The organism is Herbiconiux sp. UC225_62, assembly GCF_042694625.1.
Lineage (GTDB): Bacteria > Actinomycetota > Actinomycetes > Actinomycetales > Microbacteriaceae > Herbiconiux.
Genome location: NZ_CP170551.1, coordinates 3,877,884 through 3,890,955 on the forward strand (window position 1 = coordinate 3,877,884; position 13,072 = coordinate 3,890,955).

The window sequence follows — 13,072 nt, forward strand, 5'->3', positions numbered from 1 at the left end:
GGGGTCAGTGCTCCTTGTGCTGCGTGCGTGACCCGTTGACGCCGTATCCCATGCGGGCGAGCACCCAGCCGAGGATGAAGCCCACCACGGCGAGACCCGCACCGCCCCAGACGAGCCACTGGATGTCGAGAACGAAGGCGACGGTTCCGATCGCGATGCCGACGAGCGACACGATGACGGCCGTCCATGCGGCGGGAGAGTGGCCTTCGCCTAGTTCTTCAACGTCAGAGCTCATCGATCGCTTCCTGTCTCACAAGTGGTCGTACGCCAAGAGTCTACCGGGGTCCGGCAGCGGCTTCGGGATTCAGCGGGTGGGGTCGGTGCCGTGCGTGAGGCTGTCCCAGTCGTCGACCGCGGCGTCGCGCGCCGTCGTCGCGGGAGGCTTCGAGGCGCCGGGTCGTGCAGCGGGAGGTTCAGCTGACGTCTCGGCCTCCGGATCGACCGAGCCGGCCGGCGCGACCGAATCGGTCGGCTCGTCGTCGAAGAAGTCGGCCGGGTCGGCGCTGCGCCGCCCGTCCTCGCCCTCGAACGACACGGCCTGGTACTTGCGGCCCGCGTTCGGCCAGCGCCGCACCGTGACGATCACCACGAGGCCGGCCACGATCATCAGCGCACCGAGGGCCGCGGTCACGGCCGCCAAGGGCGTGGTGGTGCTGACGGTCACGAGGTCGCGCACCGACTGCGTGCCCGCCACGCCGGTGCTGGTCGTGACGACCGAGGCGCCGGCGGCGACCGGGTCGGTGAGGGCGCCGATGGCCGAGGCCAGCACGCTCGCCCCGAGCAGCACCTCGAGGGCGCCGAGCACGATGCGGATGATCGGACCCGCGATCGCGAGAGCGCCCGCGAGGGCGATCCCCGCGAGAGCGAGCGCCGAGAGCGCCGGGGCGGCGACCGAGCCCGGAACGTCGAGGGTGGCCGCGCTCGTGGTGCCGGCCACGATGGTGAGCGACCCCCACGACTGCGACCAGGCCAGGAAGGTCAGCCCGCTGAGCAGCAGGACGGCGAGGATCGCCAGCGTCTTGACGCGCCGGCCGGTGCGCGCCGGCTCGACGGACGCCGTGCCACGGTCGGGCACGCCGCCCGCCGCGTCCGCCGCCGCATCCGTGGTCATCAGCGCACTCTCGTCATCGCGTTCGCGACGGCCACGGCGCGCAAAGGCGCAGCCGCCTTGTTCTGCGACTCCTGGAATTCGCTCGCCGGGTCGGAGTCGGCGACGAGTCCCCCGCCCGCCTGCACGTGCGCGACGCCGTCCCGGATGGTGGCGGTGCGGATCGCGATGGCGAGGTCGGCGTCGCCCCCGAAGCCGAAGTAGCCCACCACTCCCCCGTAGACGCCGCGCTGGGCGGGCTCCAGGGCGTCGATGATCTCGAGCGCCCGCGGCTTCGGGGCACCCGACAGGGTGCCGGCCGGAAAGGTGGCGCGGAAGACGTCGATCGCGTCGACACCCTCGCGCATCTGCCCCTCGACCGAGGAGACGATGTGCATGATGTGACTGAACCGCTCGACACGCATGAACTCCGTGACCTCGACCGAGGCTGCCTCGCACACCTTCAACAGGTCGTTGCGCGCGAGGTCGACGAGCATCAGATGCTCGGCCTTCTCCTTCTGGTCGCCCAGCAGTTCGTGCTCGAGGTCCAGATCCTCCTGCGGCGTCGCCCCGCGGGGCTTCGAGCCGGCGATCGGATGCGTGTGCGCCCGCCCGCGCTCCACCTTCACGAGCGCCTCGGGGCTCGATCCGACGATCTCGTAGGGCGTGCCGTCGGTGTCGACGAGACTCAGCAGATACATGTAGGGGCTGGGATTGAGTGTCCGCAGGGCCCGGTAGACGTCGAGCGGGTGCGCGACCACGTCGAGCTCGAAGCGCTGCGAGACCACGACCTGGAAGATGTCCCCCTCGCGGATGTGCTCCTTCGCCACCTCGACGGCAGCCAGGAAGTCGTCGCGCTCGGTGCGGTGGCGGGGGTCTGCGGTGCTCGCGAAGTCGACCGTCGCGAGCCAGGCCTCGGCGGGCTGAGCGACCGCGTTCTGCAGCTCGTCGAGGCGCGCCTGGGCAGCCGCCCAGAGCGTGTCGGCGTCGGTGCCGTCATCGGTCAGCACGTTCACCAGCAACTGCAGGGTGCCGTTGCTGTGGTCGACCACGACGATCTCGGAGACGAACGACAGACCCTGGCTCGGCATCCGGTAGTCGGCGGGCGGCCGGTTGGGCAGACGCTCGATCTGGCGCACCGATTCCCAGCCGATGAACCCGACGAGGCCGCCGGTGAGGGGCGGATGCGCCGCCACGGCCGGCGTCTTCCAGAGGTCGTAGAGCACACTCAGCGCTTCCAGAGGACCCTCGGGCAGACCGTTCGGGAACGCGCGCTCCTCGGGCAGACCGAGGTCGAGCCAGACGGCCCGGTCATCTTCCTCCGTCAACACGCCGAAGCTCGAGACCCCGATGAACGAGAACCTCGACCAGATGCCACCCTGCTCCGCGGATTCGAGCAGGAAGGTGCCCGGGCGGCCGTCGGCGAGCTTGCGGTAGATGCCTACCGGAGTCTCCCCGTCGGCGAACAGCTCGCGGATCACCGGGATCACCCGGTGACTCGCGTGCAGCTGCCCGAACTCGGCACGCGAGGTCGAGTTCTGTGCGGTGGAAGTCATGGTCCTTCGAGTATTTCAGCTGGCGGGTGAACCGACGACCGGTTCGAGGGGATCGACGTCGAAACAGCGGCGGGCGCCCGTGTGGCAGGCGGCGCCGATCTGGTCGACCTGCACGAGGAGGGTGTCGTCGTCGCAGTCGAGGGCAGCGCCCTTCACGTATTGCACATTGCCGGACGTGTCGCCCTTGCGCCAGTACTCCTGGCGGGAGCGGGACCAGAAGGTCACCCGCCCCTCGGTGAGCGTGCGGCGGAGCGCCTCGGCGTTCATGTAGCCGAGCATGAGCACCTCCTTGGTGTCCCATTGCTGGATGATCGCCGGAAGCAGACCGGCGTCGTCGAACGTCGCCCGCTCGATCACGGCCTCCACGTCGTTCATCGCACGACCACCCCTTCTCTTCTCAGTTCGTCTTTCACGTCGCCGACCGTCATCTCCCGCAGGTGGAACACGGATGCCGCGAGCACCGCATCCGCCCCCGCCGCGACGGCCTGGCCGAAGTGTTCCACGGTACCGGCGCCGCCCGAGGCGATCACCGGAACCGAACTCAGATCGCGCATGAGACCCACGAGTTCGAGGTCGAAGCCGTCTTTCGTGCCGTCGGCGTCGATCGAGTTGACCAGCAGTTCGCCGGCGCCGCGCTCGATGGCCTCCCGCGCCCAGGCGAGCGCATCCAGCTCGGTCTCCCGGCGGCCACCATGGGTGGTGACGACGAAGCCCGAGGGGATGAGGTCGCTCGGTTCGGTGCGCTTCACGTCCAGCGAGAGCACGAGCACCTGGGCACCGAACCGGTCGGCGATCTCGTCGAGGAGGGGCGGCCGGGCGATGGCGGCGCTGTTGACACCCGCCTTGTCGGCGCCGTGGGCGAGCAGTCGTGCCACGTCGTCGGCCGAGCGCACTCCCCCACCGACCGTGAGCGGGATGAAGACCTGCTCGGCCGTCTGCCGCACCACGTCGTACATGGTGTCGCGAGCATCCACCGTGGCCGTGACGTCGAGGAAGGTGAGCTCGTCGGCGCCCTGCGCGGAATAGAGCGCGGCGAGTTCGACCGGGTCGCCGGCATCGCGCAGGTTCTCGAAGTTGACACCCTTCACCACGCGGCCGGCCGCCACGTCGAGACACGGGATGACGCGTACCGCGAGCGACATCAGATCCTCGCGGCGTGGATGGGGCTGACGAGGATGGCGCGGGCGCCGACGGCGTAGAGCGCATCCATCACATGGTTGGTGTCGAAGCGCGGCACCATCGAGCGCACGGCCACCCACTCGCGGTCGTGCAGGGGCGAGATGGTGGGTGACTCGATGCCCGGGGTGAGGGCGACGGCCTCGTCGAGGTTGGCGACCGGCACGTCGTAGTCCATCAGCACGTACTGGCGGGCGACGAGCACGCCCTGCAGGCGGCGCAGGAGGGTCTCGGCGCCCGGGTGCTCGGTGCCGGAGCTGATCAGCACAGCCGTGGATTCGAGGATGACAGGACCGAAGATCTCGAGCCCGGCCTTGCGGAGCGTGGAGCCGGTGGACACGACGTCGGCGACCGCATCCGCGACGCCGAGACGCACCGCGGACTCGACGGCACCGTCGAGACGGATGAGGGTGGCGGTGATGCCGTGCGTGGCGAGGAACGCGCCCACCAGCCCCGGGTAGCTGGTGGCGACGCGGGCGCCCTGCAGATCGGCCAGCTCGGTCGTGGTGCCCTCGGGGCGCGCGAACCGGAACGTCGACTCGCCGAAGTTCAGGGCAGCGGTCTCCGTGGCGGTCGACTCGGAGTCGAGCAACAGGTCGCGGCCGGTGATGCCGACGTCCAAGGCTCCGGAGCCGACATAGGTGGCGATGTCGCGCGGACGCAGGTAGAAGAACTCGACGTCGTTGCGCGGATCGAGCACGACGAGCTCGCGCGGGTCGCGCCGGCCCACGTAGCCCGCCTCGGCGAGCATCTGGGCGGCGGTTTCGGACAGGGAGCCCTTGTTGGGCACCGCGATCTTGAGCATGGGTGGTCTTTCAGTGAGAAGAGAAGGTATCGGGATCGTCGAGTGCTCGGATCACAGATGTCGGTAGATGTCGGCCGGGGTGAGACCCTTCGCCAGCATCATCACCTGCAGGTGATAGAGCAGCTGGGAGATCTCCTCGGCCGCGTTCTCCTCCGACTCGTACTCGGCCGCCATCCACACTTCGGCGGCCTCTTCCACGATCTTCTTGCCGATCGTGTGCACGCCGCCGTCGAGTTCACGGACGGTGCGCGAGCCCTCGGGCCGCTCGACCGCCTTCGCGGAGAGCTCGAGGAACAGCTCGTCGAAAGTCTTCACGTGTCAAGGGTACCGGTGTCAGTGGGTGTGCCGGGCCGCGAGCGACCGGAGGTGGTCGACCTGAGCGGCCGCGCTCTCGGCACCGAAGACGCTCGACCCGGCCACGAAGGTGTTCGCGCCGGTCTCGGCCGCGATGGCGATCGTGTCGTCGTTGATGCCGCCGTCGACCTGCATCCAGACGTCGAGCCCGGAGGTCTTCACCGCCTCCGAGAGTCGGCCGAGCTTCGGCATCGTGCTCGCCATGAACGACTGGCCGCCGAACCCGGGCTCCACGGTCATGACGAGCACCAGGTCGAACTCGGGGAGCAGCTCGAGGTAGGGCTCGATCGCGGTGCCCGGCTTGATGGCGATGCCGGCCCGGGCACCCCGCTCGCGGAGGCTGCGGGCGACCGCGACCGGATCGGAGGTCGCTTCGGCGTGGAAGGTGACGGAGAAGGCTCCGGTCTCGGCGTAGAGCGGAGCCCAGCGCGCGGGATCCTCGATCATCAGGTGCAGATCGAGCGGGATCGGCGACACCTGCTGCAGCCGTTCCACGACGGGCAGGCCGATTGTGAGGTTCGGCACGAAATGGTTGTCCATCACGTCGACGTGCGCCAGGTCGGCGTTCGCGATGCGGCCGAGCTCGGTCTCGAGGTTCGCGAAGTCGGCGGCCAGGATGCTGGGATTGATGCGGAGTACCACCCCTCGACCCTATCGCCCGCCGCTTCTTCGCCGTCGTCACGACGACTCCTCCGAGACGTGGGCGACGCCGTGGGAGTGACTCAGGAAGACACCGCGCACCGTCACGCCGCCCGCGGCGATCCCCGCGGAGATCTCGCGGAGCAGCCGGCGCTCGGCATCGTCGAGCGCCGAGCCTCCCTCGCGCTCCCAGGTGAGCACGATGCTCGCGGCGCCCGTGGTGCCGGCGATGCCGCAGGCGAGCGCCGTGTACGTCGCGATCTCCTCCTCCGACGGGTCGACGTCGAGATCGGCGTAGGGGACGAGCAATGGCATCGGGCACTCGTTCCCGTCGAAGAACATGAGCCAGACCTGTCGCCGGATCGCGGCGCCGACCAGCGAGCTCACCAGTTCCAGGATGTCGGTGTCGGTTCTACGGGGTATCTGCGCGGCGATCTCGGCCGGGATGATCTTGGAGTTCATGCGACCAGGATCGCGGCCGGCCGGACAGCGAGGAGACGAAGACCCCGATCTGTGGAGGGCTGCTTCCCACGCCCCAGCTGTGATGGAGGAGTCGAAGCGAGGCTAGACCTTGCGGAACAGCGCCACGAACATCGCATCCGTATTGTTGCGATGCGGCCACAGCTGCACCGCCGCATCCGGCCCTCCGAGCACGACGGCCCCGTCGGTGACGGCGCGCAGCACCTCCTGGGCGTCGACCTGCTCGATGACGCCGTCCCAGCGTCGCAGTGCCCCCTGCACCTGACCTCGGGTCTCCCCGACATGCGGCGAACAGGTGACGTAGGCGAGCAATCCGCCGGGCTTCAGAGCACGCACGGCCGAGTCGATCAGGTCCTGCTGCAGGATGACGAGCGCCGCCACGTCGCCCGGCGTCTTGCGCCATCGCGCCTCGGGCCGTCGCCGCAGGGCGCCGAGACCCGTGCAGGGCGCGTCGACCAGGATGCGGTCGAAGGTCTCGGGTTCCTCGCTGCCGATGGTCGTGCCGTCGCGCTCCCACACCTCCGGAGCATCCGGGATCGCGGCGATCGCACGCCGCACCAGCCCCGCACGGGCGGCGACGGGTTCGTTCGCGATCACCGTCGCCCCGCCGAGCCGGGCCTCGGACGCGAGCACGGCGGTCTTGCCGCCTGGCCCTGCGCAGAGGTCGAGCCAGAGCTCCCCCGCCGCGACCGGTCGAGCGCGCGTGAGAGCGAGAGCCGCCAGCTGCGACCCCTCGTCCTGCACCCGCGCGGTGCCCTCGTGCACGGCCGGGATGCCGGCGGGATCGCCGGTGGGCGCGAGCAGCCCGATCGGCGAGAGCGGCGACGGCTCGGTGCCGTGCCCGACCGCGTCCCGCTCGATCAGGCCGGGCAGCGCCGTGAGGCTGAGCCGAGCCGGCGTGTTGTCGGCCTCGAGCAGGTCGTCGAGCTGGAAGGGCACGTCGGCCGCGGGCACTCCGTCGGCCACGAGCGCCCGGCGGAACGCGCGGATCACCCACGCCGGATGCGAGGCGGCCACGGCGAGCCGCTCGTCGTCGTCGGACGCCGCATCCATCGCCCGTTCGAGCCATTCACTGGCCGGTGTGCGGGTGATGCCTCGCAGGACACCGTTGACGAAGCCGGTGGCCGAGCGGGACGCCACCTGGCGCGCCAGCTCCACGGACTCGTTCACCGCGGCGTGCTGGGCGACCCGCATCGAGAGGATCTGGTGGCAGCCGAGCTCGAGCACGTCCCGCACGGCGCCGTCGATCTCGTCGATCGGCCGTCCGGAGGCGAGCTCGATCACGCGGTCGTAGTAGCCGCGCATGCGGAGGGTGCCGTAGGTGAGCTCGGTCGCGAGGCCGGCGTCGGCGGCGTCGAGTCGTGCCGCGGCGATCTTCGAGGGCAGCAGCAGGTTGGCGTAGGCGTCGTCGGCGCGCACCGCGGTGATCACCTCGAGAGCGATCCGCCGCGCCGGCTGGACGGGGGCGGGTTTCGGCGACGGGGTGGCGGGTTTGCGCCGCTGCGGCCCGCCGCGGGCCGCTCCCCCGCGATGGGTGCCGCGATCGCCGCGCCCTGGATCGCGCCCGTTCCCGCTCATCGCGCCACCATCCGTTCCGCGCCCGATCCGCGCCACCAGTCGGCGGCCGCCATCGGCTTCTTGCCGGCCGGATGCACCGTCGTCAGCTCGAGAGGACTGCCCCCGGTACCGACGTACACGTGCTGCCCGTCGGCCGCCACCACCCCGGGGTCGAGCCGAGCGCGATCGCGGGCGGGGGCGGCATCCAGGATCTTCACCCGCACGCCGTCGATCTCGGTGAACGCCCCGGGCTCCGGCGTGACCCCACGGAGGCGCGCATAGACCTCGTCGAGCCCCGCGGTGAAGTCGAGCCGAGCGTCGTCGATCGTGAGTTTCGGCGCGAGCGTCACGTCGCCCACCTGCTCGGAGGCCGACAGGCGCCCGGCGGCGATGCCGTCGACGGTGTCGGCGAGCTGCTCGGCGCCCGAGACCGCGAGCCGCGATAGGAGGTTGCCCGAGGTCTCGTGCGGTCCGATCGGGGTCGACGTGGTCGACCAGATCGGCCCGTCGTCGAGGCCCGGGCGCAGCTGGAACACGGTGGCTCCGCTCTCGGTGTCACCCGACATCACGGCCCACTGCACCGGCGCCGCGCCGCGCCAGCGCGGCAGGAGCGAGAAGTGCAGGTTGATCCAGCCGAGGCGTGGCGTGCTGAGGAGCGGTTCCCGCACGAGACCGCCGTAGGCCACGATGACTCCGAGGTCGGCATCGAGCGACGCGATCTGCGCGGTCACCGAATCATCGAGCCGGTTCGTCTTGATCACGGGCAGCCCCGCCTCCGCTGCCGCCACCGCCACGGGAGACGGCGTGAGCACGCGTTTGCGCCCGACCGGGGCGTCGAGCCGGGTCACGACCGCCACGACCTCCTGGCGGGCCGCCAGCGCCTGCAGGCTGGGCACCGCGACAGCGGGGGTCCCCGCGAACACGACTCTCATTCCATGATCTCCGAATCGTCGAACCGCACGCGCAGCGTGGGTGGAGGCCGGTAGCCGGGACCACGCCCGGCCTTGGCCCGTCTGCTCGTCACGTTCTTCACGACGAGGGCTCGCAGGTGCCGGGCGACCGCGCCGCCGACCGCGTAGTCGAAACGCACGATCGCCCGCACGCCGCCGTCGTCGACGGGCACCGGACCCAGTGTGTCCATCTTCGCCCATTCCTCGTCGCTGAGGAGCGCGCGCAGGTCCGTCAGGGCCGTCGCGACCGTGTCCGCCGCCCCCGTGACCGTCGCGATCCGCACCGCTGGCGGAAAGCGCAGCCGCCGACGGTCGCCGAGTTCCGAACCGGCCACCGCCTCCTGCTGCCAGGTCACCAGCGCTTTGGCGAGTTCGCCGCCCACGCCCACGAGCACGTTGGGCGCCCGCGGTGCCGACAAGGCGATCGCGTTCGACCACCAGCGCAGGCAGTCCTCCGCCACCCTGAGCGATTCGCGGGCCAGCATCCGCGGTCCGTCGAGCAGCAGCACCGCGCGGTAGCCGCCGGATGCCACGGGTTCGGCCCCACGGGTGGCCACGACCAGCGCGGGGCGGGCGTCGACCGTGAGCACCGTGCGCTCGCCGTCGGAGACGATCACCCGCACACCGGGGAACGCGCGGCCCAGTTCATCCGCCGTGCGCCCCGCCCCGATCGACGCGAAGCGGTAACGGGTGCCCTGGCAGTGCGAGCAGGTCCAGTTCGCTGCGATCGCCCCGCAAAGGGTGCAGGACGGACGCTGCCCGGCACGGCCCACGTGCAGCGGGCCGCCGCACACCGTGCAGGCCGCAGGGGCGTTGCAGGTCTGGCAGGCCAGCACCGGGGCGTATCCGGGCCGGGCGACCTGGACGAGCACCGGGCCGGACTCGAGCGCCTTGCGCGCCACCTGCCAGGCGGCGGTTGGGATGCGCGCGGCATTCTGCGGGGCATCCGCGTCGTCCTGCTCCGCCGTGGGCACCACGCGCGGGAGGTAGCGGGGCGCCGGGAAGACCTGGTGCAGGAAGCCGAGTTCGACCAGCCGCTCCACTTCGGTGCTGCGGGAGTGCGACACGAAGGCCAGACGGCAGCCGGACTGCTCCTGCCGCACGAGGGCCGCGTCGCGCACGTGCACGTAGGGCGCGAGCGGCTCGCTCTGCAGGGAATCCCCCTCGTCCCAGATCACGATGAGCCCGAGATGCGACACCGGCGCGTAGATGCTCGAGCGGTTCCCCACCACGATGTGCGGGGCGCCGTCGAGCGCGGTGAGGAAGTGCGCGTAGCGGTCGTTGCGCGCCTGCCGTGCGTCGAGGGGCACCACGGCGTTGCCGACGCCGAGATGCGACAGCGCCTGTTCGAGCGAGATCTGGTCGCGGTAGTCGGGCACCGCCACGATCACCGATTCCCCGCCGCGGAAGACGGATGCCGCGAGTTCCGCCACGGTCAGCGCCCAGTGCCCCACCGTGTGGTCGACCCCGTCGGCGGTCCGCACCGGCACCACGGTGGCGATCGCGTCGATCGCGGCTCGCGCACCCGGTTCGGCGAGGTGGGCGGCATCCGAACCCGAATATCCCGTCAGCACTCCGGCCACGGGCGGGCCGGACGGCTCGGCGGGCGCACCACCGGCGGCGCCCTGTCGCGCCAGGAAGGCCTTCTCCACCCGCACGAAGCGGGGCGGGATGGCGAGCCGCACGATGTCGCAGGCGCTTCCGGCGGCGCGATCGGCGAGCCGGCGCGCGAGTGCCCAGACCTCGGGCGTGAGCACGGGCAGCGGCGACACGATCTCGTCGATCTCGCTCAGCGATCCGCCGTAGTCGCCTTGTTCGGCGAGTTCGATGACGTACCCGCGGGCGGTGCGGCCGGCGGAGCGCAACGGGACTTTGACGCGCACGCCGGCATGAGCATCCGGCACCAGGGCGGCGGGGACGAGGTAGTCGAAGAGGCGGTCGAGCTGCGGCAGGGGCGACTCGAGCATCACCCGCGCCACCAGCGCGGTACCTGCCGGGACCACCTCGCCCGGCGCGCCCTCGCCGGCCACGGCTAGAGGCCTGCGGCGGCGCGGATCTCCTCGACCCGGTCGAGGCGCTCCCAGGTGAACTCGGGGAGTTCGCGGCCGAAGTGGCCGTAGGTCGCGGTGCGCGCGTAGATCGGACGCAGCAGGTCGAGGTCTTCGATGATGGCGCCGGGCCGCAGATCGAAGACGCTCCGCAGAGCCTCCGTGATCACCTCGTCGGAGACGACGCCGGTGCCGAAGGTCTCGACGTAGAACCCGACGGGGGCGGCCTTGCCGATGGCGTAGGCGATCTGCACCTCGAGGCGCGAGGCCAGTCCGGCGGCCACGGCGTTCTTGGCCACCCAGCGCATGGCGTACGCGGCGGAGCGGTCGACCTTCGAGGGGTCTTTGCCGCTGAACGCTCCGCCGCCGTGGCGGGAAGCGCCGCCGTAGGTGTCGACGATGATCTTGCGGCCGGTGAGTCCGGCATCCCCCTGCGGGCCGCCGATCTCGAAGCGACCGGTGGGGTTGATGAGGATGCGCACGTCGGAGTGATCGAGGTTGACCCCGTCGGCCTCGGCGCCGGAGAGCACCGGGCGGATGACGTGCTGCTCGATCTCGTGCCGCAGCTCGTCGAGCCCCACCTTCGGCGAGTGCTGGGTGGAGAGCACCACGGTGTCGACCGTCTTCGGCACGACGCCGTCGTAACCGATGGTCACCTGGGTCTTGCCGTCGGGACGGAGGTAGTCGAGCACACCCTCCTTGCGCACGGCGGCGAGTCGCTCGGAGAGCCGGTGCGCCAGCCAGATCGGCAGCGGCATGAGCTGCGGCGTCTCGGTGGTGGCGTAGCCGAACATGATGCCCTGGTCGCCCGCGCCCTGGCGGTCGCCCTCGTCGGTCGAGGAGCCCTCGCGGGTCTCGAACGCGTTGTCGACGCCCTGCGCGATGTCGGGCGACTGGCCGCCGATCGACACGGAGACACCGCAGGAGCGGCCGTCGAACCAGACGTCGGAGGAGGTGTAGCCGATCGAGGTGATCTTCTCCCGCACGATCGCGGGGATCTCGACGTAGCCCTTCGTGGTCACCTCGCCGGCGACGTGCACCAGACCCGTGGTGACCAGGGTCTCCACGGCCACCCGCGAGTGCGGGTCGACGGTCAGCAGCGCGTCGAGGATGCTGTCGGAGATCTGGTCGCAGATCTTGTCGGGGTGACCTTCGGTGACGGATTCGGAGGTGAAGAGGCGAAGAGAGGTCATTCTGCTCCTGATAGGGCGGTGGCGAACACTCCGAGGATGTCATCGGCCACCGAGGATTTGCTGCCGGATGCCTCGAAAACTATAGCGCCGGACGCGTCGAGCACGGTGACGGTGTTGTCATCGCGCGCGAAACCCGTGGTCCAGCCGACGCCGTTCACGACGAGGAAGTCGCAGCCTTTGCGGGCGATCTTCTCGCGGCCGAGCCGGATGAGGTCGTCTCGGTCGGTGGCCGTCTCGGCGGCGAAGCCGACGACGAGCCGGCCGGCGTGGTCGGCGTGCGAGAGGGTCGCCAGGATGTCGGGGTTCTGCACCAGTTCGAGCGTGAGGTGATCCCCCGTCTGGGCCTTCTTGATCTTGTCGTCGGAGACGCTGACGGGCCGGTAGTCGGCCACGGCCGCCGCCATGATCACGAGGTCGTGCGAGGGCGCGGCCTCGGTGGCGGCGTCGAGCAGTTCGGCGGTGGTCTCCACCCGCACCACGTCGATGCCGGTCGGCAGTTCGACCTCCACGTGCGCGGCGATCAGGGTCACCCGCGCGCCCCGAGCCTGCGCGGCCCGCGCGATCGCGATGCCCTGACGCCCGCTGGACCGGTTGCCGATGTAGCGCACCGGGTCGAGGGGCTCGCGCGTTCCGCCCGCGGTGACGAGCACCGAACGACCCGCGAGGTCATTCGGCACGGCGGAACCGGAGGCCGCAGCGACCGCCAGCGCTCCGCGCACGATGTCGTCGGGCTCGGCCATCCGCCCGGCACCGGAATCCTTCCCGGTGAGCTGGCCGCTGACCGGACCGATCAGGTGCACGCCGCGGGATTCGAGGGTGCGCACGTTCGCCACGGTCGCCGGGTTCTGCCACATCTCGGTGTGCATCGCGGGCGCGATGACGATCGGCGCCCTGGAGGCGAGAACCGTGTTGCCGAGAAGGTCGTCGGCGAGACCGGCCGCGAGCTTCGCGATGGTGTTCGCGGTCGCCGGGGCGATCACGATGAGATCGGCGGCCTGGCCGATGGCCACGTGCCGCACCTCGGCCACGGCCTCGTAGAGATCCGTGTTCACGGTGTTGCGTGAGATGGCCTCGAGAGTGGGCCGGCCGACGAAGCGGAGAGCCGCCTCGGTAGCGACGACGTGCACGTCGTGCCCGGCGAGAACGAGACCACGGATGACGTTCACGGCCTTGTAGGCCGCGATGCCACCCGTGATCCCGACGACGATGTTCAATTGAGAGCCGTGC

General features: G+C 70.8%; 14 protein-coding genes. All 14 read right to left on the reverse strand.

Going from position 1 to position 13,072, the window contains the following annotated elements; translation table 11 throughout:
• Window positions 1-4 precede the first annotated feature (4 nt).
• Window positions 5-235, reverse strand: a complete 231-nt coding sequence (locus ACFJGU_RS18925) for an HGxxPAAW family protein (protein ID WP_382305635.1) — start codon at window positions 233-235, stop codon at window positions 5-7.
• Window positions 236-304: 69 nt separating this feature from the next.
• The gene (locus ACFJGU_RS18930; RefSeq protein ID WP_382305636.1) at window positions 305-1,111 is read right to left on the reverse strand and encodes a Trp biosynthesis-associated membrane protein; all 807 of its coding nucleotides are present in this window, start codon (window positions 1,109-1,111) and stop codon (window positions 305-307) included.
• A complete protein-coding gene (locus tag ACFJGU_RS18935; RefSeq protein ID WP_382305638.1) occupies window positions 1,111-2,643 on the reverse strand; it encodes an anthranilate synthase component I in 1,533 nt (510 codons plus the stop codon). Before ACFJGU_RS18935 ends, ACFJGU_RS18930 begins: the two co-directional genes overlap by 1 nt.
• Before the next feature lie 15 nt (window positions 2,644-2,658).
• The gene (gene hisI / locus ACFJGU_RS18940; RefSeq protein ID WP_382305639.1) at window positions 2,659-3,018 is read right to left on the reverse strand and encodes a phosphoribosyl-AMP cyclohydrolase; all 360 of its coding nucleotides are present in this window, start codon (window positions 3,016-3,018) and stop codon (window positions 2,659-2,661) included.
• Window positions 3,015-3,785: an imidazole glycerol phosphate synthase subunit HisF gene (gene hisF / locus ACFJGU_RS18945; protein WP_382305641.1), complete on the reverse strand. Its 771-nt coding sequence runs from the start codon at window positions 3,783-3,785 to the stop codon at window positions 3,015-3,017. Before hisF ends, hisI begins: the two co-directional genes overlap by 4 nt.
• On the reverse strand, window positions 3,785-4,624 hold the full coding sequence (hisG, locus tag ACFJGU_RS18950) for an ATP phosphoribosyltransferase (RefSeq protein WP_382305643.1): 840 nt from the start codon (window positions 4,622-4,624) through the stop codon (window positions 3,785-3,787). The genes hisF and hisG overlap by 1 nt, the downstream gene beginning before the upstream one ends.
• A 51-nt stretch (window positions 4,625-4,675) precedes the next feature.
• Window positions 4,676-4,939, reverse strand: coding sequence for a phosphoribosyl-ATP diphosphatase (locus tag ACFJGU_RS18955; protein WP_382305645.1), 264 nt, complete (start codon window positions 4,937-4,939; stop codon window positions 4,676-4,678).
• An 18-nt stretch (window positions 4,940-4,957) separates the two neighbouring features.
• Complete coding sequence (rpe, locus tag ACFJGU_RS18960; protein ID WP_382305646.1) at window positions 4,958-5,620, reverse strand: ribulose-phosphate 3-epimerase; 663 nt, start codon at window positions 5,618-5,620, stop codon at window positions 4,958-4,960.
• A 36-nt stretch (window positions 5,621-5,656) separates the two neighbouring features.
• Entirely contained in the window at window positions 5,657-6,079 is a 423-nt protein-coding gene (locus tag ACFJGU_RS18965; RefSeq protein WP_382305647.1) for a hypothetical protein, read from the reverse strand.
• 102 nt (window positions 6,080-6,181) lie between these two features.
• Window positions 6,182-7,675, reverse strand: coding sequence for an RsmB/NOP family class I SAM-dependent RNA methyltransferase (locus ACFJGU_RS18970; protein ID WP_382305649.1), 1,494 nt, complete (start codon window positions 7,673-7,675; stop codon window positions 6,182-6,184).
• Window positions 7,672-8,586, reverse strand: coding sequence for a methionyl-tRNA formyltransferase (gene fmt / locus ACFJGU_RS18975; protein WP_382305651.1), 915 nt, complete (start codon window positions 8,584-8,586; stop codon window positions 7,672-7,674). Before fmt ends, ACFJGU_RS18970 begins: the two co-directional genes overlap by 4 nt.
• Window positions 8,583-10,571, reverse strand: a complete 1,989-nt coding sequence (locus tag ACFJGU_RS18980) for a primosomal protein N' (protein ID WP_382310445.1) — start codon at window positions 10,569-10,571, stop codon at window positions 8,583-8,585. The genes fmt and ACFJGU_RS18980 overlap by 4 nt, the downstream gene beginning before the upstream one ends.
• A 65-nt stretch (window positions 10,572-10,636) precedes the next feature.
• The gene (gene metK, locus ACFJGU_RS18985) at window positions 10,637-11,845 is read right to left on the reverse strand and encodes a methionine adenosyltransferase (RefSeq protein ID WP_382305653.1); all 1,209 of its coding nucleotides are present in this window, start codon (window positions 11,843-11,845) and stop codon (window positions 10,637-10,639) included.
• Window positions 11,842-13,059: a bifunctional phosphopantothenoylcysteine decarboxylase/phosphopantothenate--cysteine ligase CoaBC gene (gene coaBC, locus ACFJGU_RS18990; RefSeq protein ID WP_382305655.1), complete on the reverse strand. Its 1,218-nt coding sequence runs from the start codon at window positions 13,057-13,059 to the stop codon at window positions 11,842-11,844. The genes metK and coaBC overlap by 4 nt, the downstream gene beginning before the upstream one ends.
• Window positions 13,060-13,072: the final 13 nt, after the last annotated feature.

What these genes read in the sequence shown, in the direction of transcription:
- ACFJGU_RS18925 (WP_382305635.1), bottom strand. Translation starts at nt 235, where the DNA reads ATGAGCTCTGACGTTGAAGAACTAGGCGAAGGCCACTCTCCCGCCGCA.
- ACFJGU_RS18930 (WP_382305636.1), bottom strand. Translation starts at nt 1,111, where the DNA reads ATGACCACGGATGCGGCGGCGGACGCGGCGGGCGGCGTGCCCGACCGT.
- ACFJGU_RS18935 (WP_382305638.1), bottom strand. Translation starts at nt 2,643, where the DNA reads ATGACTTCCACCGCACAGAACTCGACCTCGCGTGCCGAGTTCGGGCAG.
- hisI (WP_382305639.1), bottom strand. Translation starts at nt 3,018, where the DNA reads ATGAACGACGTGGAGGCCGTGATCGAGCGGGCGACGTTCGACGACGCC.
- hisF (WP_382305641.1), bottom strand. Translation starts at nt 3,785, where the DNA reads ATGTCGCTCGCGGTACGCGTCATCCCGTGTCTCGACGTGGCGGCCGGC.
- hisG (WP_382305643.1), bottom strand. Translation starts at nt 4,624, where the DNA reads ATGCTCAAGATCGCGGTGCCCAACAAGGGCTCCCTGTCCGAAACCGCC.
- ACFJGU_RS18965 (WP_382305647.1), bottom strand. Translation starts at nt 6,079, where the DNA reads ATGAACTCCAAGATCATCCCGGCCGAGATCGCCGCGCAGATACCCCGT.
- ACFJGU_RS18970 (WP_382305649.1), bottom strand. Translation starts at nt 7,675, where the DNA reads ATGAGCGGGAACGGGCGCGATCCAGGGCGCGGCGATCGCGGCACCCAT.
- fmt (WP_382305651.1), bottom strand. Translation starts at nt 8,586, where the DNA reads ATGAGAGTCGTGTTCGCGGGGACCCCCGCTGTCGCGGTGCCCAGCCTG.
- ACFJGU_RS18980 (WP_382310445.1), bottom strand. Translation starts at nt 10,571, where the DNA reads ATGCTCGAGTCGCCCCTGCCGCAGCTCGACCGCCTCTTCGACTACCTC.
- metK (WP_382305653.1), bottom strand. Translation starts at nt 11,845, where the DNA reads ATGACCTCTCTTCGCCTCTTCACCTCCGAATCCGTCACCGAAGGTCAC.